At 72.6% G+C, this 24,496-nt stretch carries 21 protein-coding genes and 1 riboswitch; of the genes, 6 read left to right on the top strand and 15 right to left on the bottom strand.

Annotated elements, in window-relative coordinates; translation table 11 throughout:
* Positions 1-50: 50 nt before the first annotated feature.
* Together AC3X7R_RS12600 and AC3X7R_RS12595 are read left to right on the top strand one after the other, a co-directional pair.
* Positions 51-1,217: an exonuclease SbcCD subunit D gene (locus AC3X7R_RS12600; protein ID WP_489966013.1), complete on the top strand. Its 1,167-nt coding sequence runs from the start codon at positions 51-53 to the stop codon at positions 1,215-1,217.
* Positions 1,217-4,249 (top strand): AAA family ATPase, encoded by a 3,033-nt coding sequence (locus AC3X7R_RS12595; RefSeq protein ID WP_489966012.1) that lies wholly within the window; start codon positions 1,217-1,219, stop codon positions 4,247-4,249. Before AC3X7R_RS12600 ends, AC3X7R_RS12595 begins: the two co-directional genes overlap by 1 nt.
* Before the next feature lie 40 nt (positions 4,250-4,289).
* Here the strand turns inward: AC3X7R_RS12595 and AC3X7R_RS12590 are convergent, their stop codons facing one another.
* The gene (locus tag AC3X7R_RS12590) at positions 4,290-4,991 is read right to left on the bottom strand and encodes a sulfotransferase family protein (RefSeq protein ID WP_489966011.1); all 702 of its coding nucleotides are present in this window, start codon (positions 4,989-4,991) and stop codon (positions 4,290-4,292) included.
* A 35-nt stretch (positions 4,992-5,026) separates the two neighbouring features.
* On the opposite strand from AC3X7R_RS12590, the gene AC3X7R_RS12585 reads away from it, so the two are divergent.
* Together AC3X7R_RS12585 and AC3X7R_RS12580 are read left to right on the top strand one after the other, a co-directional pair.
* Positions 5,027-6,547, top strand: coding sequence for a TldD/PmbA family protein (locus tag AC3X7R_RS12585; protein ID WP_489966010.1), 1,521 nt, complete (start codon positions 5,027-5,029; stop codon positions 6,545-6,547).
* Complete coding sequence (locus AC3X7R_RS12580; protein WP_489966009.1) at positions 6,544-7,938, top strand: metallopeptidase TldD-related protein; 1,395 nt, start codon at positions 6,544-6,546, stop codon at positions 7,936-7,938. The genes AC3X7R_RS12585 and AC3X7R_RS12580 overlap by 4 nt, the downstream gene beginning before the upstream one ends.
* Before the next feature lie 91 nt (positions 7,939-8,029).
* Here AC3X7R_RS12580 and AC3X7R_RS12575 read toward each other — a convergent pair whose 3' ends face one another.
* From AC3X7R_RS12575 to AC3X7R_RS12515, 13 genes are all read right to left on the bottom strand, one after another.
* The gene (locus AC3X7R_RS12575) at positions 8,030-9,280 is read right to left on the bottom strand and encodes a serine hydrolase domain-containing protein (protein ID WP_489966008.1); all 1,251 of its coding nucleotides are present in this window, start codon (positions 9,278-9,280) and stop codon (positions 8,030-8,032) included.
* Complete coding sequence (gene gcvP / locus AC3X7R_RS12570) at positions 9,277-12,150, bottom strand: aminomethyl-transferring glycine dehydrogenase (RefSeq protein WP_489966007.1); 2,874 nt, start codon at positions 12,148-12,150, stop codon at positions 9,277-9,279. Before gcvP ends, AC3X7R_RS12575 begins: the two co-directional genes overlap by 4 nt.
* Before the next feature lie 77 nt (positions 12,151-12,227).
* A riboswitch (glycine riboswitch) is annotated at positions 12,228-12,324 on the bottom strand.
* 46 nt (positions 12,325-12,370) lie between these two features.
* Entirely contained in the window at positions 12,371-12,973 is a 603-nt protein-coding gene (locus AC3X7R_RS12565; protein ID WP_489966006.1) for a MerR family transcriptional regulator, read from the bottom strand.
* Between the two features lie 196 nt (positions 12,974-13,169).
* Positions 13,170-13,637: a bifunctional nuclease family protein gene (locus AC3X7R_RS12560; protein ID WP_489966005.1), complete on the bottom strand. Its 468-nt coding sequence runs from the start codon at positions 13,635-13,637 to the stop codon at positions 13,170-13,172.
* A 31-nt stretch (positions 13,638-13,668) separates the two neighbouring features.
* Positions 13,669-14,367 (bottom strand): transcriptional regulator FtsR, encoded by a 699-nt coding sequence (gene ftsR, locus AC3X7R_RS12555; protein WP_489966004.1) that lies wholly within the window; start codon positions 14,365-14,367, stop codon positions 13,669-13,671.
* Positions 14,368-14,432: 65 nt separating this feature from the next.
* Positions 14,433-14,951: a zinc-ribbon and FHA domain-containing protein gene (locus tag AC3X7R_RS12550; protein ID WP_489966003.1), complete on the bottom strand. Its 519-nt coding sequence runs from the start codon at positions 14,949-14,951 to the stop codon at positions 14,433-14,435.
* Positions 14,952-15,059: 108 nt separating this feature from the next.
* Complete coding sequence (gene gcvH, locus AC3X7R_RS12545) at positions 15,060-15,446, bottom strand: glycine cleavage system protein GcvH (RefSeq protein WP_489966002.1); 387 nt, start codon at positions 15,444-15,446, stop codon at positions 15,060-15,062.
* 55 nt (positions 15,447-15,501) lie between these two features.
* A complete protein-coding gene (locus tag AC3X7R_RS12540; RefSeq protein ID WP_489966001.1) occupies positions 15,502-16,236 on the bottom strand; it encodes a DUF881 domain-containing protein in 735 nt (244 codons plus the stop codon).
* On the bottom strand, positions 16,229-16,561 hold the full coding sequence (locus AC3X7R_RS12535; protein ID WP_489966000.1) for a small basic family protein: 333 nt from the start codon (positions 16,559-16,561) through the stop codon (positions 16,229-16,231). The genes AC3X7R_RS12540 and AC3X7R_RS12535 overlap by 8 nt, the downstream gene beginning before the upstream one ends.
* Positions 16,558-17,475, bottom strand: a complete 918-nt coding sequence (locus AC3X7R_RS12530; protein WP_489965999.1) for a DUF881 domain-containing protein — start codon at positions 17,473-17,475, stop codon at positions 16,558-16,560. Before AC3X7R_RS12530 ends, AC3X7R_RS12535 begins: the two co-directional genes overlap by 4 nt.
* Positions 17,472-18,020, bottom strand: coding sequence for a cardiolipin synthase ClsA (clsA, locus tag AC3X7R_RS12525; protein WP_489965998.1), 549 nt, complete (start codon positions 18,018-18,020; stop codon positions 17,472-17,474). The genes AC3X7R_RS12530 and clsA overlap by 4 nt, the downstream gene beginning before the upstream one ends.
* Positions 18,021-18,082: 62 nt before the next feature.
* Positions 18,083-19,132, bottom strand: a complete 1,050-nt coding sequence (locus tag AC3X7R_RS12520) for a hemolysin family protein (RefSeq protein WP_489965997.1) — start codon at positions 19,130-19,132, stop codon at positions 18,083-18,085.
* Positions 19,129-20,511 carry a hemolysin family protein gene (locus tag AC3X7R_RS12515; protein ID WP_489965996.1) on the bottom strand — a complete coding sequence of 461 codons (1,383 nt, stop codon included), beginning with the start codon at positions 20,509-20,511 and terminating at the stop codon, positions 19,129-19,131. The genes AC3X7R_RS12520 and AC3X7R_RS12515 overlap by 4 nt, the downstream gene beginning before the upstream one ends.
* Before the next feature lie 234 nt (positions 20,512-20,745).
* Here AC3X7R_RS12515 and AC3X7R_RS12510 point away from each other — a divergent pair, with 234 nt between their 5' ends.
* Together AC3X7R_RS12510 and AC3X7R_RS12505 are read left to right on the top strand one after the other, a co-directional pair.
* A complete protein-coding gene (locus AC3X7R_RS12510) occupies positions 20,746-22,272 on the top strand; it encodes a sulfatase family protein (protein ID WP_489965995.1) in 1,527 nt (508 codons plus the stop codon).
* Positions 22,269-23,765, top strand: coding sequence for a gamma-glutamyltransferase (locus AC3X7R_RS12505; RefSeq protein WP_489965994.1), 1,497 nt, complete (start codon positions 22,269-22,271; stop codon positions 23,763-23,765). Before AC3X7R_RS12510 ends, AC3X7R_RS12505 begins: the two co-directional genes overlap by 4 nt.
* On the opposite strand, the gene AC3X7R_RS12500 is transcribed toward AC3X7R_RS12505, so the two are convergent.
* The gene (locus AC3X7R_RS12500) at positions 23,745-24,491 is read right to left on the bottom strand and encodes an acyltransferase (RefSeq protein ID WP_489965993.1); all 747 of its coding nucleotides are present in this window, start codon (positions 24,489-24,491) and stop codon (positions 23,745-23,747) included. The genes AC3X7R_RS12505 and AC3X7R_RS12500 overlap by 21 nt on opposite strands.
* Between the last annotated feature and the right edge of the window lie 5 nt (positions 24,492-24,496).

Raw genomic sequence — 24,496 nt, 5'->3', positions numbered from 1 at the left:
TTGCGGCGTGGGTGCGCCACCCTGTCGGTGGACCGCTCTAGGTTCGTCCCGTGCGCATCCTCCACACCTCCGACTGGCACCTCGGGCGCTCCTTCCACCGTGAGGGGATGCTCGAGCACCAGCGCGCCTTCGTCGACCACCTGGTCGAGGTCGTGGAGTCCCGTGAGGTCGACCTCGTCGTGGTCGCTGGCGACGTCTACGACCGGGCGCTGCCCCACGTCGACGCCGTCCGGCTCGCCGACGACACCTTCGCGCGCCTCGCCGCGTCCCGCGCCAAGGTCGTGGTCACCAGCGGCAACCACGACTCGGCGCTGCGGCTCGGCTTCGGGTCCCGGCTGATCGATGCCGCCGGGGTCCACATCCGCACCGACGCAGCCACCGTGGGCACGCCGGTCGAGCTGGCGGACGAGCACGGTCCCGTCCTGGTCTACGGCATCCCCTACCTGGACCCCGATGCCCTGCGTGGGCCCTGGGCGCTCGAGCGGCGCAGCCACGAGGCGGCTCTCGCCGAGGCGATGCGGCGGGTCCGCGCCGACCTCGAGACGCGCCCGCCCACCAGTCGGTCGGTGGTCCTGGCGCACGCCTTCGTGGCCGGCTGCGCCCCGTCCGACTCCGAGCGGGACATCAGCGTCGGTGGCGTCTCCATGGTCTCCAGCTCGCTCTTCGACTCCATCACCTACACCGCCCTCGGTCACCTGCACGGGGCGCAGCAGCTGAGCGACTCCGTGCGCTACAGCGGCTCCCCCCTGGCCTACTCGTTCTCCGAGGCCGACCAGGTCAAGGGGTGCTGGCTGGTCGACCTCGGAGCCGACGGGATCGTGGGATCGGAGTTCGTCCCAGCCCCCACGCCGCGTCGCCTGGTCCGTCTCGAGGGCGAGCTCGCCCAGCTCCTCACCGAGCCGGCTCTCGCCGAGCACGAAGGGTCCTGGGTCCAGGCGACCCTGACCGACCCGGTGCGCCCGCTGCGCGCCATGGACCAGCTGCGCACCCGGTTCCCCCACACCTTGGTGCTCGGCTTCGCCGGAGGCACCGACGGGAGCCCGACGCCGCAGGCGCGCACCGCCGGGCTCAGCGACCACGCGATCGCCCTGGCCTTCGTGGAGGAGCTGCGCGGCGAGCCGGCCGACGAGGACGAGGCCCGGCTGCTGCGCGAGGCGTGCGAGGCGTCCCGCGACGACGTCGCCGACACCCTCGTCACCGCGGGCGGGGAGAGCTGATGCGGCTCCACCACCTCTCCGTCACCGCGTTCGGCCCCTTCGTCGACACCGCCGCGGTCGACTTCGACGCGCTCAGCGCCTCCGGTCTCTTCCTGCTGACCGGCGCCACCGGGGCGGGCAAGACCAGCGTCCTCGACGCGGTCTGCTTCGCGCTCTACGGCGACGTGCCGGGCGACCGGAGCGTCGCCAAGCGCCTGCGCGCCGACCAGGCCCCCGCCCACGTCGCCCCGCAGGTCACGCTCGAGGCCACGCTGGCCGGCAGGCGCTTCCGCCTCGTCCGCTCCCCGGCCTGGCAGCGACCGAAGCAGCGCGGTACCGGGACCACGCAGCAGCAGGCCTCGGTGACCATGACCGAGCTGGTCGACGGCGCGGAGGTGCTGCTCTCCAGTCGCCTCGACGAGGTCGGCGACCTCGTCATCGGTCTCGTCGGCATGACCATGCCGCAGTTCTGCCAGGTGGCGATGCTGCCCCAGGGTGGCTTCCAGGCCTTCCTCCGTGCCCGCGCCGACGAGCGCCAGGCGGTGCTCCAGCAGCTCTTCCACACCGGGCGCTTCTCCCGCGTCGAGGGGTGGCTCCGTGACCGGAGACTCCAGCTGCACCGGCGGTCGCGCCGTCAGCACGACGAGGTCGTGGCACGCGTCAACCGGCTCTCCGAGGCCGCTGGTGAGCCCCCGGCCGCCGAGTGGGACTTCGACGCGATGGAGGCCCCCGCCGCCGACGGCTCCCTGGGTTCCTGGGCCGACGGCCTGCGCGCCTCGGCGGAGGAGCGGCTCCAGGAGGGCGCAGGCCTGGTGCCCGCTGCCAGCCACGCCGAGGAGCAGGCACGCCAGGAGCTCGACGCGGCCACCCGGACCAGCCACCTCCTGGCCCGCCGGGACGCCGCGCGTTCGGCCCACCTGCGGCTGCTGGAGTCCCAGGACGCGCACGAGCGACGCACCCGGGAGCTTGAGGTCGCGCTGCGCGCCGCGGCGGTGATCCCGCTCGCCGAGGCCACCGAACGGGTCACCTGGGAGGCGAGCGCCGCGCGGCTGCGCCTCCAGGCGCTGCGCGACGAGGTGACCGAGGCGTTCGCAGACCCGGGCACCCGATCGTCCCTGTCCGTGGCACAGCCGGTGGGCGCCGACGCGCCGCTCTCCGCACTCCGGGAGACCGTGCGGTCCCGGCTCGAGGCCCTTGCCCCCCTCCGGCGACACGACGAGCGGATCGGCTCGTTGGCCGGCGCCGCGGCGGAGGCCGACGACGCGCTCGCGGCGGCGGTCGGGTCCCGGCGCGAGCGCGAGGAGCAGGTGGCCGCGGTGCCGCCCCGGATCGAGCGGCTGCGGGTGGCGCTGGCCTCCAGCGCCGCGCTCGCGGGGTCGACACAGGCTCGTCGGCGTGAGGTGGAGGCGCTGCGCGCGCGCGTCGCGGCCCATGCGCGGGTCGAGGTCCTCCAACAGCACCTGGAGTCCGCCGAGGAGGCGCGCCGCGGCAGCGTCGCCCGCACCCAGGAGCTGACCGAGACCTGGCTGGACCTGCGCGAGGCGCGCCTGCAGGGCATGGCAGCGGAGATCGCCGGGGCGCTCGCGGTCGGCGGTTCCTGCCCGGTCTGCGGCTCGTGCAGCCACCCGAGTCCGGCCGCCGCCTCGCCCGGTGCCCCCGACGCGGAGGCGGAGCGCCTCGCCCTCCGCGAGGTGGACGACGCGAAGGCCACCCAGCTCGTCCACGACGAGCAGGTCCAGCAGCTCCGCACGCAGCTCGAGGTGGTGCGTGCGGTCGCCGGCGACGACGACGCAGGGCGCCTCTCGGAGGCGTGGGAGGCCAGCGCGGCTGCCCTCGCCGAGGCTGAGGAGGCCAGCGAGCGCGCCGAGGAGCTGCGCTCCGGGCTCTCCGACCTCGAGGCCCGTCTCGAAGGTGCCCGGGCAGAGCTGGACGTCGCCACCGCCGAGGTCTCACGGCTCATGGAGCGCCGCGACGGATTGCAGCGGGAGCTGGCCGAGGTCACCCGGGCACGCGAGGAGGTGCTCGCGGGCACCGGCCTCCCGGACGTCGGCGCCCTGATCGCCCAGGTGCAGGACCTCGACCGGCTCGTCGCCCGGGCGGTCGAGGCCGAGACCCTGGCGGCCCAGGCGGGACGGCGAGCCACCGAGCAGGAGGAGGCGCTCGCCCGCTGCCTGGCGGAGCACGGCTTCGACCAGGTGGACCGAGCGCGGTCCGGTCACCGGGATCCGGTCGCGGTGGAGCGGCTGCGCACCGAGGTCGAGCACTACCGCGACGAGCGGACCCGGTGCCTCGCGGTGCTGGCCGAGCCTGACGTGGTCGCCCTCGCCGAGGAGGAGGCCCCCGATCTCGAGGCGCTGGCGAGGCGGCACGAGGAGCTCCGCGAGGAGCTGCACCGGCTGCGCGCCCGCCACGACGCGGACCGGATCCGGGCCGAGCGGATCGGCGTCCTGGTCACGGACCTGCACGACCTGCTGACGGCCTGGCGTCCGCTGCGCGAGGAGCACCGCACGGTGGCCGATCTCGCTGCGTTCGTCGAGGGCAAGTCGGTCGACAACCGGCTGCAGATGCGGCTCGCCGCCTACGTGCTGGCCTACCGGCTCTCCCAGGTGGTGGCCGCCGCCAACGCCCGCCTGACCGGGATGAGCGACCGGCGGTACTCCCTCGAGCACACCGGCCGGCGGGGCAACCGGGAGACCCGGGGAGGGCTGGGCCTGCTGGTCCGCGACGACTGGTCCGGTGAGGCGCGCGACCCGGCCACCCTCTCGGGGGGCGAGACGTTCGTCGTCTCGCTGGCCCTCGCACTCGGGCTGGCAGACGTCATCACCGAGGAGGCGGGCGGGGCCGACCTCGACACCCTCTTCGTCGACGAGGGCTTCGGCTCGCTCGACGCCGACACCCTCGACGACGTGCTGGACACCCTCGACGCGCTGCGCGACCGGGGCCGGGTCATCGGTGTGGTGAGCCACGTGACGGAGATGCGCGAGCGGATCCCCGCCCAGCTACGTGTCCACAAGGGCCGCGCCGGCTCCACGCTCTCCACGGTGGGGGTGTAGCCCGCGCACGCGGTGTCGCACGGGGCGTCGCCGCCCGCGGTCAGGCCCCGGTGGTCGTCGTCCAGTCCGAGACGTCGAGCTCCCACTCGTCGGCCAGGCGGGCGACCTGGGGGCGGTAGAGCACCCTGAGCGACTCCACCAGTCCCTCCGGTGGGCTCCACTCTGCGTTGCTGCTGGATCTCGACGGCCGGTCCACGTCCTGGAGCGGAACGGGTGGGAGAGCCAAGCGGGCCCAGACCGCCCCGACGGCGGCCTGGGGGTCGCGCCGGACCTGCTCGTAGACCATCACCACCATCCGCTCACGGCCCACCGCGTGGGCCCACATCGCCAGCTGGTCGGCGTAGAAGCCGCTGAAGGTCTGCACCGTGATCGGCACCGGGTAGGGCCACGGCGACTTCGCACGGGTGGCGGCGAGCCGCATCGCGGAGAGGAAGCGCTCGACGGGGTCGCGGAGTATCGCCAGGACCGGCGCCTCGGGGCCCAGGACCCGGGCGGCGGTGAACGGGGCGGACGAGTGGCGCAGGTACTGCGGGGTCCACTCCCCCCGGGCCAGGCCGTCCGCGGGGAAGAGAGCAGCGTACGCCGAGGGGGGCTCGACCCCGTCGCCCACCTTGTGCAGGAGGTGCTGCTCCTTCTTGCCGTTCACGCCCAGCCCGACCCCGGGGTGCTGGCAGAGGAGGTCGGTGAACCAGGTCGTCCCCGAGCGTTGGGCCCCGATGCCGAGCCAGGCCGGTGCGGTCATGGGCGAGACCCTACCGGGGGCACTAGGGTCGCCCCATGGACCATCGGGAGATCGATCCGACGTTCGTGAGCCTGCCCCTGCACCAGCTCGGCCGGGTCGCGCTGGAGCTCGCCGCGGACCGGGGAGCCAGCCACGCCGACTTCCGCCTGGAGCGGAACCGCTACCAGCACCTGTCGGTGCGCGACGCCGCCCTGCAGGGGGCCAGCGACGTGGAGGACCTCGGCTTCGCGGTGCGCGTCGTGCACCGCGGAGCCTGGGGCTTCGCCAGCGGCGTCTCCCTGACGGCCCCGGAGGTGCGCCGGGTCACCGAGCAGGCGCTGGCCGTGGCCGAGCTCGCCGCCACCATGACCTCCGCCCCCGTCGAGCTCGCGCCCGAGCCGGTGCACGCCGACGTCACCTGGAGCTCCTCCTACGAGATCGACCCGTTCACCGTGCCGACCCGGGAGAAGGTCGACGTGCTGCGCGACTGGACCGCCCGCCTCACCCGGCACCCTGTCGTGGAGCATGCCGCCGCCGGCCTCCAGCAGGTGCTGGAGCACAAGTACTACGCCGACCTGAGCGGCACCCGGACCACCCAGCAACGGGTCAGGGTGATGCCGACGTTCGAGGCGATGGGCTCGGACGACCGCTCCGGCACCTTCGACTCGATGAGCACCCTGGCACCGCCGGTCGGTCGCGGGTGGGAGTACCTCACCGGGGGCACCTGGGACTGGGACTCCGAGCTCGCCGAGGTCCCCGACCTGCTCGGTGAGAAGCTGCGTGCGCCGAGCGTCGAGCCCGGCACCTACGACCTGGTCATCGACCCCTCCAACCTGTGGCTCACCATCCACGAGTCGATCGGGCACGCCACCGAGCTCGACCGGGCGCTGGGCTACGAGGCGAGCTATGCGGGCACCTCCTTCGCCACCTACGACCGCCTCGGCTCCCTGGTCTACGGCTCCCCGGTGATGCAGGTGACCGGCGACCGGACCGTCGAGCACGGTCTCGCCACCACCGGGTACGACGACGAAGGCGTGCAGACCCAGTCGTGGGACATCGTCCGCGACGGCATCCTGGTCGGCTACCAGCTGGACCGGGCCATGGCCCGGGCCAAGCCGGAGCTGAACGAGGGCCGGTCCAACGGGTGCGCCTACGCCGACTCCCCCGGCCACGTCCCCATCCAGCGGATGGCCAACGTCTCCCTTCAGCCCGCGACGGACGGTCCCTCCACCGACGAGCTCATCGCCGGTGTCGAGCACGGTCTCTACGTCGTCGGGGACCGCAGCTGGTCGATCGACATGCAGCGGTTCAACTTCCAGTTCACTGGTCAGCGCTTCTTCCGCATCGAGGGGGGCCGCGTGGCCGGCCAGGTGCGCGACGTCGCCTACCAGGCCACCACCACCGACTTCTGGGGATCGATGGAGGCGGTCGGCGGACCAGAGACCTGGCAGCTGGGCGGCGCCTTCAACTGCGGCAAGGCCCAGCCCGGGCAGGTCGCTGCGGTCAGTCACGGGTGCCCGAGCGCGCTCTTCCGGGGCGTGCGGATCCTGAACACCTCCGAGGAGGCCGGCGCATGACCCTCTCCCCCAGCCCCCAGCAGCTCGTCGAGACGGCACTCGCCGCGTCGACGGCGGACGACTGCACGGTCCTCGTCCAGGACACCACCAGCGCCAACCTGCGCTGGGCGAACAACACGCTGACGACCAACGGGGTGATGCACCGGGTCCAGGTCACGGTGATCTCCTTCGTCCGGTCCGGGTCCGGGACGGCGACCGGCTCCGCGTCCTCCACGGCCACCTCGTCCGACCAGGTCACTGCCCTGGTGGCTGCCGCCGACGCGGCAGCGCGCGACTCGGGGCCGGCGGAGGACGCCGGATCCCTCGCCTCCGGGGCCGTCTCCCCCGACTGGGACGAGGCGGCTCCAGGCACCGACGCCGGGGTCTACGGTGCCTTCGCCCCGGCACTGGGCGAGGCCTTCGGCATGGCATCCTCCGACCAGCGCATCCTCTACGGGTTCGTCAGCCACGAGATGACGACGACCTACCTGGGCTCCTCCACCGGTCTCCGGCTGCGCCACGTCCAGCCCACCGGCCACTACGGCTGCACCGGCAAGAGCGCGGACCTGTCGCGCAGCGCCTGGGTGGGAGGCGCGACCCGCGACTTCACCGACGTCGACGCCCTGCGGCTCGACGCCGAGCTCGCGACCCGCCTGGAGTGGGCCCGACGCCGGGTGGACCTCCCCGCCGGACGCTACGACACGATCCTGCCGCCCACCGCGGTCGCCGACCTGATGATCGACGCCTACTGGAGCGCGGGCGCACGGGTGGCTCACGAGGGCCAGTCCGTCTTCAGCCGACGGGAGGGCGGCACCCGGATCGGCGAGCAGATCGTGGCTCCAGGGGTGCGGCTCCTCTCCGACCCCGCCTACCCCGGGCTGGAGTGCGCGCCGTTCGTGGTGGCGCCCGCCTCGAGCAACACCTCCTCCGTCTTCGACAACGGCCTGTCCCTCGCCCGTTCGCCCTGGGTGGAGGACGGGCGGCTGGCGGCGCTGGTCCAGACCCGGCACTCCGCGACCCTCACCGGGCAGCCGACGACACCGGGGATCGACAACCTGGTCCTGGAGGTCGACGGAGGCGCCGGCAGCGTGGGCGACCTGGTGGCCGGGACCGAGCGGGGACTCCTGCTGACCTGCCTGTGGTACATCCGGGAGGTGGACCCTCAGCGGCTGCTGCTCACCGGGCTGACCCGAGACGGGGTCTACCTGGTCGAGGACGGGGAGATCACCGGAGCGGTCAACAACTTCCGGTTCAACGAGAGCCCGGTCGACCTGCTCTCCCGCTTCACCGCCGCGAGCGCCACCGTGCCCGCGTTCAGCCGTGAGTGGGGTGAGGACTACTTCAGCCGCACCGCGATGCCGGCGCTGCGGGTGCCCGACTTCAACATGTCGAGCGTCTCGCAGGCCCTGTGATCCTGGCGGGGAGCGAGCCGACCGCCCGTCGGAGCGCGTAGGTCCCGTGTGCCGGGTGCTGCCGTGGGTCGGTCCCGCTCATCGCGGCAGGCTAGTCCAGGCCGTACGGCGTCCGGGTGTAGACGAAGGTGGCGGCCTCGAGGTGTGAGACCTCTCCGTCGTCCCTGCGGACCACGTGGAGGGTCTCACCGCGGTGGTAGCCCTCGACGCCCACCAGAGCGCCCTCCCGCAGCTCGAAGCGGTCCAGCCCGCCCGGAGGCGTCATCGAGCGCAGCTCCAGGCGCTGGTTGCGCCAGGTCACCTCGATCGCGGTGTTGCCCCAGAACCAGAGCCCCGGGATCCCCGCGAGGAGGGACGGGACCTCCGCGGTGGGGACCCACGGCTCGATCACCTCGTCGACGAAGTCCCCGTCGATGAGGTCGAGCACCGTCTGCGCCTGGTCGATGCCGGTCGTGGCGTTGGTCAGCACCGTGGCACCGATCCCCGAGCCGGGGTCGACGTAGAGAGCCGCGAGGTAGCCGGGCATCGACCCGTTGTGCCCCACCAGGATCCCGCCGGTGGAGGTGAGCAGACGGGCGCCGAGGCCGTAGTCCTCGGTCACCGGCCGCAGCATCTCCGCGAGGGAGCCGGGGTCGAGCATGTCCGGCCTGGCACCGGAGAGGAACTGCCCCCACAGGACCAGGTCGGCCACCGTCGACCAGAGCTGTCCGGCCGGCGCCATCGCCCCGGTGTTGGTGAGGGGCTCGAGCCGGCGTACGCCGGTGAAGTGGTCGACGCTCCAGCCGGGCTGCGCGTTGGGGCGCGGCAGGTAGGACGTCTGGGTCATCCCCAGGGGGATGAGCAGCCTTTCCACGACCAGCTGCCGCCAGGAGGTCCCGGTGGCACGCACCAGGACCTCGCCCAGCAGCGCGTAGCCCAGGTTGGAGTAGTGGAAGAGCTCACCGGGCCGGGCGACCCGGCACGACCCGTCGTTCGCCGCCGCCAGCGCGGCGAAGTCACTCCCCCGGTTGCGCTCCCACCAGGGACCGCACGGCTCGCTCTGGATGCCCGCGGTGTGGCTCAGCAGCTGGCGCAGCGTCGCCTCCGCGTAGCCGACGGCGCCGAGGTGGCGCCCGACCGGGTCGTCGAGGTCCAGGAGCCCCGCGTCGCGCGCCTGCATCACCAGCACCGCGGTCATCGTCTTGGTGATGGAGCCGATGCGGTACTGCCCGTCGAGCCCGGCGCCCTCCCCCGAGGCACCGGCCCAGACCACTCCGTAGCGGTCGAAGACCGCGCCCAGGACCGAGGAGAGCCGGCCCCGCGACTGCGCGAGGTCCAGGCAGCTCTGGCGACGTTCGATCATTCGGTGAAGGCCTCCGGAGGCGGACAGGAGCAGACCAGGTTCCGATCACCATAGGCCTGGTCGATCCGGGCCACGGGAGGCCAGTACTTGTCGGGGTCCGGTCCGGTCGGGAGGGCCCCGAGCTCGCGGGGGTAGGGACGGTCCCACTCCCCCACCACCGCGGCGGAGGTGTGCGGGGCCCTGCGCAGCGGCGACTCCTCCGGGCTCCACTCGCCGCGAGCCACCCGGTCGATCTCGGCGCGGATCGCGATCATCGCCTCGACGAAGCGGTCGATCTCCGCGAGGTCCTCGGACTCGGTCGGCTCCACCATCAGCGTGCCCGCGACCGGGAACGACATGGTCGGGGCGTGGAACCCGTAGTCCACGAGGCGCTTGGCGACGTCGTCCACCGTCACCCCTGTCTCGCGCGTGAGCGGCCGGAGGTCGAGGATGCACTCGTGGGCCACCAGGCCCGAGTGGCCGCGGTAGAGCACCGGGAAGTGCTCCTCCAGGCGGGCGGCGACGTAGTTGGCCGCCAGCACGGCGTGGGCGGTGGCCCTGGTCAGGCCCTCGGCCCCCATCATCCGCACGTAGGCCCAGGAGATCGGGAGGATCCCGGCCGACCCGTAGGGGGCCGCACTGATCGGTCCGATGCCCTCGCGCCGGGAGGCGACCGGGTGGTCGGGGTGGGAGGGCAGGTAGGGGGCGAGGTGGGCTCGCACCGCCACCGGTCCGACCCCGGGCCCGCCACCGCCGTGCGGGATGCAGAAGGTCTTGTGCAGGTTGAGGTGGGAGACGTCCCCGCCGAACTCGCCGGGCCGGGCGTAGCCGAGCAGCGCGTTGAGGTTGGCGCCGTCGACGTAGACCTGGCCGCCGTGCTCGTGCACCACGTCGCAGAGCTCGGTGATGGTGTCCTCGTAGGCGCCGTGCGTGGAGGGGTAGGTGACCATGATCGCGGCCAGGGTCGCGGCGTGCTCCTCGCACTTGACCCGCAGGTCGTCGAGGTCGACCGACCCGTCGTCCCCCGCCTTGACCACCACGACCCGCATCCCGGCCATCACCGCCGAGGCGGCGTTGGTGCCGTGGGCCGAGGACGGGATGAGGCAGACGTCGCGGACCGGAGCCGATCCGTCGTGGTTCGCCTCGTGGTAGCCGCGGATGGCGAGCAGCCCAGCGAGCTCGCCCTGCGAGCCCGCGTTGGGCTGCACCGACACCTGGTCGTAGCCGGTCACCTCCGCGAGCCACGACTCCAGGTCGGAGACCAGGCGGTGGTAGCCGGCCGCGTCCTGCGCCGGTGCGAACGGGTGCAGGTCCGCGAAGCCGGGCAGGCTGATCGGCTCCATCTCGGTGGTCGCGTTGAGCTTCATGGTGCACGACCCGAGCGGGATCATCCCGCGGTCCAGCGCGTAGTCGCGGGCCGAGAGCCTGCGCAGGTAGCGCAGCATCTGCGTCTCGCTGCGGTGCGTGCCGAAGACCGCGTGGGTGAGGTAGGGCGTCTGGCGGCGGAGCGACTCGGGCAGCGCCTCGGCGCCGACGACGTCCGCGGCCTGCTCGGGCCCGAGGCCGAAGGCCTGCCGCACCTTGCCCAGGGTCGCCTCCGTGGTCGTCTCCGAGGTGGAGATCCCGACCCTGTCCCGATCCACCAGGCGCAGGTGCAGCCCCAGCTCGCGGGCCCGCCCGACGATCCGCTCGGCGGCGTCGGGCACCCGCACCGAGAGCGTGTCGAAGAACTCCGCGTGCTCCACCTCCAGGCCGGCGGACCTCAGCGAGGCAGCCAGCGAGACCGCATGGCCGTGCACACGCCGAGCGATCTCCCGCAGGCCGTCCGGCCCGTGGTAGACCGCGTACATGCCGGCCACCACGGCCAGCAGCACCTGCGCGGTGCAGATGTTGGAGGTCGCCTTGTCGCGTCGGATGTGCTGCTCGCGGGTCTGCAGCGCCAGCCGGTAGGCCGGGCGGCCTTCGGCATCCACCGAGACGCCCACCAGGCGGCCGGGCAGGTGCCGCTCGAGGCCCGCACGGACCGCCATGTACCCGGCGTGCGGACCGCCGTAGAAGAGGGGAACGCCGAAGCGTTGCGAGGAGCCCACCACGACGTCCGCACCCAGCTCGCCGGGAGCCTCCAGCAGGGTGAGCGCCAGCAGGTCGGCCGCCACCACACCCAGGGCGCCACGCTCGTGGGCCTCCTGGAGCAGCGGACGCGGGTCGAGCACCCGTCCGGAGGCTCCGGGGTACTGCACCAGCACTCCGCTCAGCTCCCCCTCGGGCAGTCCGCCGGCGAGGTCGGCGACGATCACCTCGATGCCCATGGCCCGGGCCCGGGTCCGCACCACCTCGCACGTCTGGGGCAGTGCGTCCGCGTCGACCACGAAGGGACCGCGCACCTTGCGCTGGGCCCGCCGGACCAGGGTCATCGCCTCCGCCACCGCCGTCCCCTCGTCGAGGAGCGAGGCATTGGCGGTCGGCAGGCCGGTCAGCTCGGCGATCACGGTCTGGAAGTTGAGCAGAGCCTCCAGCCGGCCCTGGGAGATCTCCGGCTGGTACGGCGTGTAGGCGGTGTACCAGGCGGGGTCCTCCAGCACGTTGCGCCGGATGACGGCGGGCGTCACGGTGCCGTGGTAGCCCAGCCCGATCATGCTCTCGGCGACCCGGTTGGCGGAGGCGAGACTCCGCAGCTCGGCCGCGGCCGCCGCCTCGGTGAGCGGCTCGGGCAGCCGCAGCGGCTCGACGGAGCGGATGGCCGGCGGGACGGCGGCGTCCATCAGGCTCTCGAGCGACTCGTGGCCCAGCACCTTCAGCATCGCCGTCACGTCGTCCTGACGGGTGCCGATGTGGCGCTCCACGAAGGGAGCGGTCCCCGAGAGGGAGGACGGGGTGGTCTGGTCGGACATGTCACGCTCCAGGGTCGGACGAGGACTGGTCGTCCTCCCCCTCTGTCACGCCCGGTGCTCGCAACGCTTCAGAGCTGCCTGACCACGCGGTCCTTGGTGCCTGAGAGGTTCCGGGGAGGAATTGCCCCTTCGGCGCTGGTGCGGGTACCACCAGGACTCTCCCGCGCGGGATCGTCAGCGGCCACGAACCTATCACCCGCAGGGACGACGGGCGACCGTCTCAGCCGGTGCGGCGGGCAGCACGACGAGCGGCCAGCTCGTCGCCGGGCAGCGGCCCGGAGTCCGAGGCTGCCCGCTCGCTGGGGAGCTCCGAGAGGGTGCCCTCGATCTCGCGCCAGACACCGCCGATGGCGATACCGAACACGCCCTGGCCGCCCTGGAGGAGGTCGATGACCTCGTCGTTGCTGGTGCACTCGTAGACCGAGGCGCCGTCGCTCATCAGCGTGACGCGCGTGAGGTCGTCGGTGCCGCGAGCCCGCAGGTGCTGGACCGCGGTGCGGATCTGCTGGAGCGAGATGCCGGCGTCCAGGAGCCGCTTGACGACCTTGAGGAGCAGGATGTCGCGGAAGGAGTAGAGCCGCTGCGAGCCCGACCCGGTGGCGCCGCGGACGGTGGGCTCCACGAGCCCGGTGCGGGCCCAGTAGTCGAGCTGGCGGTAGGTGATCCCTGCCGCGTTGCAGGCCGTCGGGCCGCGGTAGCCGGCGTCGCTGGGCAGCGGGGACACGTCGTCGGTGAAGAGGAGACCCTGCTCCTCGGCCACCTCGGCGGCGCGCTCGGCCTCGAGGCCGTCCACCTTGCCCTGCTGGTTCTCGTCAACGCCCACTGGGGACCCTCCGTCGTCTACTCCGCTCAGCGTAACTCCCTTGGGGGAAGGACGTGTGCGGATGCTTGAGGGCAACCACAACGTTGGAGTTACAACGAAGACAGTCCAAGGTAAGCCTCCACTCCCGGGCGGTCAACGCGCCACGCGGTGTGTCGCAACCCTCAACCTCAGGATGAGGGTGATGGACGCGACAGCGTCAGGGTGCTTCGAAATCCTCGGGCGTGACCTGGTCCAGGAACTCCCGGAAGCGCTCCACCTCGTCCTCCTGCTCGGCCGGGACGGCGAGCCCGGCCTCCTCGAGGACCCCCTCGTCCACCACGATCCGGGTGCCGGTGCGCAGCGCCAGGGCGATGGAGTCGGACGGACGCGCACTCACCTCGGCGCCGGAGTCGAAGACCAGGACCGCGTAGAAGACGTTGTCACGCACCTCGGTGATCCGCACCTCGGCGAGCGGTGCGCCGGTCGCGTCGAGGACGTCCTTCATCAGGTCGTGCGTGAGGGGACGCGGCGGGACGACGCCCTGCTGGGCGAAGGCGATCGCCGTCGCCTCCACCGCCCCGATCCAGATGGGGAGGTAGCGGTCGCCAGCCACTTCGCGCAGCAGCACGATGGGTTGGTTCGAGGGCATCTCGACCCGGACTCCGATGACGTCTACCTCGCGCACACCGTCACCCTACTCCGACGGCGAAGACGGGTCAGGATCCCCGCAGCCCGTTCTTGACCAGGGTCGCGTGCAGACGCACCGAGAGCGTCGCGATCTCGCTGACGGCCTCCTCGGCCCGGGCCTGCGCGGCGGCGTCACGTCCGCGCTTGAGCGGCGCCACGACCTGCTCCACCAGGCCGACCTCGCGGTCGGCCGAGGTCTTGAAGGCCCGCAGGTGTCGCGGCTCGAACCCGAAGTCCGCCAGCTCCCGGGCGGTGCGCGCGATCACCAGCGCGTCCGTGTCGTAGTGACCGGTGCCGGCTCGCGGCGTGATCAGCCCGAACTGCTCGAGCTGCCCCAGCATCTCGTCGGTGATCTCGGCGATCTTGACGAGCTCGCGGCGGGAGAGCCGCACGTCCGAGCGCCGGGAGAAGGACTCCGGCGACGGCAGTCCGTCGCTGGAGAGCGCCACCTTGGGGACGGTCGGCACCACCGCCTCGATGGGCGGCGGCTCGAGTCCGCGGTCGATCGCGTCGAGGTGCTCCCCGATGACCTTCAGCGGCAGGTAGTGGTCGCGCTGCATCCGCAGGACGTAGCGCAGGCGCTCGACGTCCTCGTGCGAGAACTTGCGGTAGCCCGCCGGGGTGCGCTCGGGCTTGATCAGGCCCTTGTCCTCGAGGAACCGGATCTTGGGGATCGTGATCCCGGGGAAGTCGGGACGGAGGACGTCGAGCACCTGCCCGATGTTCATCCGCCCCCGGGGGGAGGGACGCGGGGAGGAAGCTGGGGAGGCTGGGGAGACCACGCCGTCCCGCCTCAGCCGGTCACGTGACCGGCGAAGAAGACAAGTCGGTACTTGCCGATCTGCACCTCGTCACCGTCCGTCAGCTCCACCGAGTCGATCCGGTCCCGGTTGACGTAGGTGCCGTTGAGGCTGCCGACGTCGCTGACCCGGAAGGTGTCTCCGTCGCGGCGGAACTCCGCGTGCCGACGCGAGACCGTGACGTCGTCCAGGAAGATCTCGGAGTCGGGGTGGCGACCGGCGGCGACCATGTCGGTGTCCAGCAGGAAACGGCTCCCCGCACCCGGACCACGCTGCACCACGAGGAGGGCCGATCCGGTCGGAAGGGCGTCGACGGCGGCCGCGTCGACCGGGCTGAGTGCCCGGTCCGAGCTCTCGGCCCGCTCGTGCGGGATCGAGATCGTCGCCGTGGAGTCCGTCGCGCCGGAGTCCTGGGGCTCCTCACCCGCTCCGCCCGTGAGCCGAGAGCCGCACTGCGCGCAGAACCGTGCGTCGTCGGGGTTGGGCTTTCCGCAGGCCGTGCAGAACGGCATGTGTCCTCCGCTTCCGTGTCCGGGGCCGGATGAGGGGCCATAACTCTCAAGGCCCGACTGAGGGTGAAGGTTCCTATGAAACTACCAGTTTGCGCAACCGCAGGAGGCTCAACTGGGGTCGAGGCTCTGCTGGTAGCTGGTGGAGTCCATCAGGGCATCGAGCTCGCTCGGGTCGCTGGGGGCGACGTCGAAGAGCCACCCGCCGGCGTAGGGGTCGCTGTTGACCAGCTCGGGTGTGGCGTCGAGCGACTCGTTGCGCGCCACCACCTCGCCGCTGACGGGGGCGTAGATGTCGCTGACCGACTTCGTCGACTCGAGCTCGCCGCAGGTGTCCCCCGCGGTGACCAGGTCGCCGACCTCGGGCAGCGAGACGTAGACGATGTCTCCGAGCGCGTCCTGGGCGAACTGGGTGATCCCCACCCGCACCGGGGCGGCCTCCTCCGAGCTCCGCACCCACTCGTGCTCCGAGCTGTACTTCAGGTCCTCCGGGTACATGCGTCTCCTCTTGCTCGCGGATCCTCGACGGACCCGAAGGCGGTGGTCGTCGAGGCTACTGCCCCTGGGCGGGCTCCGCGAAGCCGGCCTTCGGCAGGTCGCGCACCGACTCGATCACGACCTGGCCGGGCTCGTCGATGTCCACGTCCGCGCCGTCCTGCCCACGCAGCGCCGCGATCGGGCCACTGGGGAAGTTCACCCCACCCGCGAGCGTCCCCGGCTCGCCGATCGCCTCGATCACGTAGGGGGGCTCGAGCGCCACGCCGTCCACCTGGACGACGCCGTCGACCTCCTCGAACGAGCTCTGCGCCACGAGCCGCACGGTGTCGTTGAACTCGATCGCCTCCGCACCGGCGGTGCGGAGCTCCTGGACCATGTCGAGCAGCCGGTCGATCCGCACCGGGGTCACGTCCTCCGTGATGGTGATGCGCAGCCCGGGGCCACTGACGGGGACGAGCCCGGCGAGGATGTTGAGCGTCTTCAGCTTCTCCGCGGACTGCTCGAGCGCCGCCTGCCGGGCGTTGGAGTCGGTCTGCAGGTTGCGGCGCTCACCCTCCAGCCGCGCGATCTCCCGCCGTGCCCGGTCCGAGGTGCCCGTCAGGCCGTTGAGCATCTCGATCAGGTCCTCCTCGCGCCGGCCCGCATAGGTGTCGTCGAGCTCGGTGCTGCGCACCTGGGCGACCGCGGCGAACCCGAGGACCGCGAGCAGGACGGCCACCACCACCTGGGAGCGGGAGGGGCGGCTCAGCGCGCTGCGCAGCCGCTGGCGGCCTCCGCCCGGCTCAGGCATGGAACAGGTGGCGGCGGATCGCCGCTGAGTTGGAGAAGATCCGGATGCCCAGCACGACGATGACTCCGGTCTGCAGCTGGCTACCGACCCCCAGCTTGTCGCCGACGAAGACGATGCTGGCGGCCAGGATGACGTTGCTGACGAACGAGACGACGAAGACCTTGTCGTCGAAGATGCCGTCGAGGAACGCGCGCAGCCCGCCGAAGACCGCGTCCAGTGCCGCCACCACGGCGATGGGCAGGTACTGCTCCAGCCCCTGCGGGATGTCCGGCTGGAGCAACAGGCCCGCGAGGATGCCGAGCAGCAGCCCGAGTGCGGCGATCACGGTCCCAACTCCTTCATCTTCTCGGAGGGCCCTGAGGCGCTCTCGCGGGCGTGCGGCAGTGGACGCACGCGGGCTGCCGGCAGTTCGATGTCGTCATCATCCTCGATCTCGAACCTGAACTCCAACGAACGCGCCAGGGCGTAGAAGACTCCGCCGTGCGTGGTGCGCAGCAGGCGCGCCTCCAGGGTCTCCGGGTTCCCGATGGCCGAGACGACGTACGGCGGTGTCAGGGGCCGCACGTTGACGTGGATGGCGGACGCCGAGTTCTGGATCGAGGAGAGGGTGGTCAGCCGCTGCCCGTTGATGGCGATCGCCTCTGCCCCCGCAGCCCACAGCCCGTCGACCAGGAAGAGGAGATCGTCGTCCTTGAGCACGTCGTCGCCGACCGCGCCCGTCGCCGAGTCGACCGTCACCCGCACGCCGGCGCCCCGCACCGCGAGGTAGCCGGTCCGCACGCCGAGGCGGCTGACGCGCTGGCTGACCTCGGCCTCGCTCTCCCGCAGCTCGCGCAGACCCTCCTCGGCCGCGGCGTTGCTCGCCCTCAGCTCTCCGGCCAGGTCCTGCAGGCCGCGCACCTCGGTCCGGCCGTCCTGGATCCGGGAGACGAGACTGGCCCGGCCCAGCGCGTCGACGTCGGCGTTGCGCGAGGTCTGCACAGCCGCGACGGCGACGAGGACGCCGAAGACGGCGACCACCGCGCCGGTCACCAGGCGCTGCCGCCGACGTCGCTCCTCGTCGTCGTCCCCGACGGGCTGCTGCTTCCGTCGCGCGGCGGCGTGCTGGTAGTCCTGGTCCATCGACTGCTCGGTGATCAGCGACAGCAGCGGCAGCGTCACGTGCTGGGGAAGCGCCGCCGGCCCGGGGTCCTCCGGGGTGCCGGCGGCACCCGCGGCCCTCTTCGTCGGGCCGGTCACAGGTGCCTCTCCTCACGTGGGAGCGGCGGGGTGGTCAGCAGCAGGGTGCGCACCTGCCAGGCGTAGAGCAGCCCGGCCCACCAGTAGAGCCCGATCCCCCACAGTGCGAACGCCCAGCCGAAGACGTTGGCGAGGGTGGACACCACCCCGTCCCCCTCGCCGAGGAGGAGCAGGGGGAACGCGTAGAGCAGGTTGAAGGTCGCCGCCTTGCCGAGGAAGTGGACCGGCAGCGCGGTGTAGCCCCTGGTCCGCAGCAGCGGGACCAGGCCCCACAGCGCCAGGTCGCGCAGCGGCAGGGCGAGCGCCACCCACCAGGGGATGACGTCGCGCAGGGCGAGCCCCACGACCACAGCCAGGATGTAGAGACGGTCGGCGATGGGGTCCAGCAGCTCACCGAGCGCGGAGCGCTGGTCGAGCACCCGGGCGAGGTAGCCGTCCAGGTAGTCGGTGACGCCCGAGAGCATGAGGAGCCCCAGCGCCCAGCCGTCCGCCTCGGGACCCAGGACCAGCCACAGGAAGAGGGGGATGCTGGCCAGCCTCAGCATGCTGAGAATGTTCGGGACCGTCCACACGCGGTGAACCCTAGCGAGCGGATCCTGACCGGCGCTCACACCGGCTCGTCGTGGTGAGCCGCGTCGCGGATCTCCCCCACCAGCTCCTCCAGCACGTCCTCGAGCGTCACGAGTCCGAGCAGGGAGCCGTCGGGAGCGATGACCCGGCCCATGTGGGCGCCACGCCGTTGCAGCGACTCGAGCGCCGTGTGCAGCGGCACCTCGGGCCGGACGGTGGCGAAGGGCCGGATCCACTTGTCGTCCACCACCCGCTGGCGGCGTGCCTCGTCGGACTCCAGCACGTCCTTGATGTGCAGGTAGCCCAGGAGCTCGCCGTCCTCACTCGCGACCGGGAACCGTGAGTAGCCGGTCGCGGCGCACACCTCCTCGACCGTCGCCACGGTGCTCCCCCGGGGGACCGTGGTCAGGCTCTGCGTCGGCATCAGGACCGAGCCCACCGACTTCTCGGTGAAGCCCAGGGCCCCGGCGAGACGACTGTACTCGTCGGCCTCGATCAGGCCCTCCCCGCGTGACTCCTCCACCAGGGCGGCCACCTGCTCGCGGGTGTAGGTGGAGGCGACCTCGTCCCTCGGCTCGATCCGCAGCATGCGGAGGATGGCGTTGGCGCACGCGTTGATCGTCACGATCACCGGTCGCAGCAGGGCCACCACCACCATCATCGGCGGGCCCAGGACCAGCGCGGAGCGCTCGGGACCGGCGATCGCCAGGTTCTTGGGCACCATCTCGCCCAGCACCACGTGCAGGTAGACCACGAGCGTCATGGCGATCACGAACGAGATCGGGTGGACCAGGCTCTCCGGGACGCCCAGCCGGGCGAAGCCCGGCTCCAACAGATGGGCGACCGCGGGCTCCCCCACGGCGCCCAGACCCAGGGAGCAGATGGTGATGCCGAGCTGGGCGCCCGCCATCACCACGGAGATCTGCTCCATGGCCCGCAGGGTGGTCCGGGCCATCGCCGAGCCCGCCTCCGCGCGCGGCTGGATCTGGCTGCGTCGGGCCGAGATGAGGGCGAACTCCGCCCCGACGAAGAAGGCGTTGAGGGCCAGCAGCAGGACGGCCAGGAGGATGGCGACGAGATCGCTCACGAGGCACCTCCCTCGGTGGCGCCCGCCGGGGACGGCAAGGAGCCGACCGGCGACGGGGGTGTCAGGGAGACGCGGTCCACCCGAAGCCCCTCCATCCGCTCCACGGTCAGCGTGACCGTCCGCTCCTGCAGGTCGCCCTCCCCGTCCCGCACCGGGACCGCCAGGTGCACCGTGTCTCCCGCCGAGGGGACCCGGCCCAGCTCGCGCACGACCAGGCCGGCGACGGTGTCGTAGTCCTCGTGCTCGGGCAGCTCGATCCCGGTCGCGTCCTCGACCTCGTCAGGTCGCAGCAGCCCGGAGAGGGACCAGGTCCCGTCCCGTCGGCGCCGGGCGCGGTCACCGAGGCGGTCGTGCTCGTCGGAGATGTCGCCGACGATCTCCTCCACCACGTCCTCGAGGGTCACGATGCCGGCCTGGCCGCCGTACTCGTCGAGGACCACGGCCATCTGGAAGCCGTCCTGGCGGAGCAGGGCCAGCAGCGGGTCGAGTCGCAGGGAGTCGGGCACCACGATCGGCTTGACCATGATGTGCTTCACCCGCGTGGTCGGTCGCTCGTGCACCGGGAGGGCGACGGCGTGCTTGACGTGCACCGTCCCCACGACCGTGTCCTCGCCGTCGAGCACCGGGAACCGGGAGTGGCCGGTCTGGCGGGCCAGCGCGATCACCTCGGCGGCACGGTCCCCCACGTCGATGCTGGTGGTGCGCACCCGGGGAGTCATGATCTCGCCCGCCGTCCGGGTGCCGAACTCCACGGACCGCTCCATCAGCTCGGCGGTCTCGGCGTCGAGGGTGCCTTCGTCGGCCGAGCGCTGCACGAGCGAGGCCAGCTCCTGGCTGCTCCGCGCCGAGCGGAGCTCCTCTTGAGGCTCCACCCCGAGCCTGCGCACGAGCGAGTTGGCGGACTCGTTGAGCCCACGGATCGGCCAGGCCATCACCTTGGTGAAGCCCCGCATGAAGCCCTGGGTGGCGCGCGCGGTGGCCAGCGGGACCGCGATGGCGAGGTTCTTGGGCACCAGCTCACCGACGAGCATGGTGAAGAAGGTCGAGAGCACCAGCCCCAGCGCCACCGCCAGGGGGGTCACCCACGACTCCGGCGTCCCCAGGGCGAGCAACGGACCGTCGACCAGCTGCGCGACCGCCGGCTCGGCGAGGAAGCCGATGGCGAGGTTGGTGATCGTGATCCCCACCTGTGCCCCGGAGAGCTGGGTGGAGAGGGTGCGCAGCGCCTGCTGGACCCCGGCGGCGCCCTGGTCGCCCTGCTCCACCAGCCGGTCGACCTCGCTGCGGTCCACCGTGACCAGGGAGAACTCGGCGGCCACGAAGAGCCCACAGGCGCCCATCAGCAGCAGGGAGACGGCGAGGAGGATCCACGGCGTCACCGGTCGGCACCCCCGAGCGGATGCGCGGCGAGTCCGACCCGTGTGGTGCGGCTCGCGACGGAGGGCGGGAAGGGATGGCTACTTTGAGGGCCGTCCATGAGCTGTGGGGCATTCCTTCGGATCCGGGCGAACGATGGAGCCACTCTAGCGGGGTCACCGTATGGTTGGCGTCTCCGGCCCGGCTGCCGCACGGGTCGTCCGGACCCACTCGGAGGCGGGGAGCTCCACGTCGTCATGCCCAGACCCTGGAAGCACGTCGCGACCGGTGCCGTCCTCGTCCTGCTGGCCGGCCTGGGCACCGTGACCCTCACCGACCGCACGAGTGCTGAGCGCCCCGAGTCCGGGGGCGTCCCGCGGGACGACCGCCCCAACATCGTGCTGGTCCTGACCGATGACCAGAGCGACGCCGAGCTCCGGTGGATGCCGCTGACGCGCGAGGCCCTCCGCGACGGCGGGCTGGAGTTCACCGACGCCCTCTCGCCCCACCCGCTGTGCTGCCCGGCGCGCGCCGAGCTCCTCACCGGGCAGTACGCGCAGAACAACGGGGTGCGTCACAACAACGGGCCGCACGGAGGCGTCGGGTCCCTGGACCCCGCGCGGACCCTGGGCGACTGGTTCCGCAGCGCCGGCTACCGGACCGGCTTCGTCGGCAAGTACCTGAACAAGTACGCCGCCGGAGACGGCGCCCAGCCCGGGTGGAGCCGCTGGTCGGCACTGACCCGAGGCATCTACGACTACCGGGACTTCAGCCTCCACGACGGGACCGACGAGCAGCACTACCGGGACTCCTACGTGACCGAGGTCATCGAGGAGGCAACCAACCGCATGGTCGAGGAGTTCTCGGCGGCCGACGAGCCGTTCCTGGTCATGTCCTGGCACCTGGCGCCCCACTACCGCTTCGACGAGACCGGCCGCCGCACCCCTCCCCCGGCGGCACCGCGGGACCGAGGCCGGTTCTCCGGGCTCCGGCCCCCGGTCTTCGACAAGCCGAGCTTCAACCGGGACCAGGTCGATGCCCGAGGCCGGGTCGACGTGCGGCGGCCGCAGCGCCGCCCGGGCCACCTGCGCGCGGAGTTCCGGGCCCGGGTCCGCAGCCTGCAGGCGGTCGACCGGGCGGTCGCCAGTCTGGTGCGGACGCTGAAGGAGACCGACGAGTGGGAGAACACCTACCTCTTCTTCACCTCCGACAACGGCTACCTGCTCGGCGAGCACCGGCGCGTGGGGAAGAACCTGCTCCTCGAGGAGGCCCTGCAGGTGCCGCTGCTGGTCGCGGGCCCCGGCGTCCCGGCCGGCTCCACCTCCGAGGCACCGGTGACTCTCGTCGACCTGCCGGCCACGTTCGCGGACCTGAGCGGGGTGACCCCCCGACGTCTCCAGGACGGCGTCTCCCTCGCCCCGCTGCTCCGTGACCCGTCATCCTCGGCCCCGGAGCCGACGTCGGGGTCCTGGCCCGGACCTGCGGGGCTCCGGCGGGACACGGTCCTGGTGCAGACCGGCCGCAGCGACGGAGACGGGTGGGACCTGCGGGGGGTCCGTACCTCGCGCTACCTCTACGCTGCCCGGGAGGACGGAAGCGGCTCCGTGCTGCACGACCTCGACGAGGACCCCTTCCAGCTGGTCAACCGGGCCGACGACCCGGCCTACGTCGAGGTCCGGGCCGAGCTGGACCGCCGCCGCAGCGCCCTGCTCACCTGTGCCGGACCCGCCTGCAACCGGTGGTTCGGCCCAGTGCCCGAGCCCACGGCTAGCGTGCTGCCATGACCGACGTCGCGATCGCCGCTCCCAACGAAGCCTCGGCGGACGCCGGGGAGCAGGTGGTGCGCGCCGGCGGGAACGCGATCGACGCGGCCGTGGCTGCCGTCCTGGTCACGATGGTCAACGAGGTCGGCCTCGTCTCCCTCAGCTCCGGCGGGTTCGTCACGGTGCAGCCCCCCGGTGACACGGCCGCCTACACGGTGGACGGCTGGATGGACATGCCCGGCCGCGGCCTCCGCGCCCCCGCAGGCACCGCCACCTGGGACATCCACACCCAGTACGGCGGTGGCACCGACATCACCATCGGGCCGGGCTCGGTGGCCACCCATGGGGCGGTGCTCGCGCTGGGCGAGGCGCACGCTCGCGAAGGGGCACTTCCCTGGGCGGAGGTCGTGGCGCCGGCGGTGGAGGTCGCCCGCGGCGGCTTCCGGCTCGGTGCGGCCTCCCGCTACTACCTGGAGCACGTCCACCAGAGCATCTTCGGCTGGGACCCGGTCAGTGCCGCGGCGATCCACGACGTGCAGGGCAACGTGACCACCGACCCGCTCGTGGTGCCGGGACTCGTCGACTCCCTCGAGCACGTGGCCAGGGTCGGACCCCACGCCCTCAACTCCGGCGACCTCGGCCGTGCCATCGGCGCCGATGTCCGTGCTCGGGGCGGTCTCCTCGGACCCGAGGACCTCGCCTCCTACCGGCCCGTGATCAGGACGTCGATCCTGCAGCGGACCGGGCCGTGGGTGCTCTCGACCACCCCCTCACCGTCGGTCGGCGGCGTCTGCGTCGCCGCGATGCTGCGCCTCCTCGACGGGCACCCGCACGGCGGCTGGGACGAGGCCGAGGTCGCCCGACTGGTCCGCGTGCAACGGGCCGTGCTGGGCCACCGGCACACCCACCTCGACCGTGCCGAGGACCCCGAGGCCGCGGCGCAGGAGCTTCTGGCCCTGCTCGACGGCGGTGGCCCGGAGGTGCTCGGCTCGGGCTCGACCGCCCACGTCTCGACGGCCGACAGCGAGGGCCGGGCGTGCGCGGTCACCGTCTCCTCCGGCTACTTCTCCGGGATGGTCGCGGAGGGGACCGGCATCTGGCTCAACAACAGCCTCGGCGAGCAGGAGCTGAACGTGCGCGGGCTGCACGCGGCACCACCGGGCACCCGGCTCCAGTCCAACATGGCCCCCACCGTCGCCCGGCACGACGACGGCTCGGTCCTCGCCATCGGCTCCCCCGGCGCGAGTCGGATCTCGACCGCCGTGGTCCAGGTGCTGGCCGGCTTCGTCGGCGGCATGGGCCTCCAGGAGGCGGTCAACCACCCCCGGGTGCACGTGCACCGGGCTGGGACCCCTCAGGAGGAGGTGCAGGTCGAGTCGGCGCTCTCGATGTACTTCGGCGGGGTCGGCGCGACCCTCGCCCACCCGGACGGTCGGCTCCTGGCGGCGGCGGATCCGCGCCGGGAGGGCGGCGTCCGCACCGTGCTCGACCCCTCAGCCGGCCAGGGCTCGTAGCCGGTCCCTCAGCTGGGTCCGCGCGGGGTGGGTCTCCTCCAGGGTGGCCAGGGCCGTCGCGACCTCGTCGGCGGAGAGGGCGGGGCGCACGTCGCCGGACCCGTCGGCGCTGACCCAGCCCAGTCCGGGCTCGTGGCGTCGCACCACCCGAGCCGGGACGCCGACCACGACGCAGTGGTCCGGCACGGTCCCGCGGACCACCGAGCCCGCCCCCACCACGACGTTGCGACCGATCTCGGTCCCGGGCAGCACGATGGCGCCGTGGCCGATCCAGCTTCCGGACCCGATCCGCACCGGCTGGTGTGCGCCCAGCTGCATCCCGATCGGGGTCTCGGGGTCCTGGTATCCGTGCGAGGCGTCGGAGACGAAGACGTCCTGCCCGAGCCACACGTCGTCGCCCAGCACGATGGACTCGTGGGCGGTGAGGGTCGAGCGGGCGCCGATGACGCACCGGTCCCCGATCACCAGGCCCCGGGCGGGCCGGTTGCGGTCGTCCTCGGTGTAGCCGACCGAGAGGGTGCAGCCCCTGCCCACCAGGGTCCGCTCCCCGATGTGGATGGAGCCCACCCCCATCAGCGAGCCGGGCGGGAACGCCAGACAGCTCCCCAGCCCGAGTGAGCCGAACTCGTCGCCCCGATCTGTGCCCGGCGCGATGGCGCCGTACCACTCGACCAGCGCGTGGACCCGGTGCAGGGCGCGGTTGACGAGGCGTTGCAGGGAGGTCACCGCGC

It is taken from the genome of Nocardioides sp. Z22_16 (assembly GCF_058134365.1).
The sequence above is the reverse complement of the archived record's forward strand: the minus strand, read 5'-3'. Positions and strand labels throughout refer to the sequence as shown.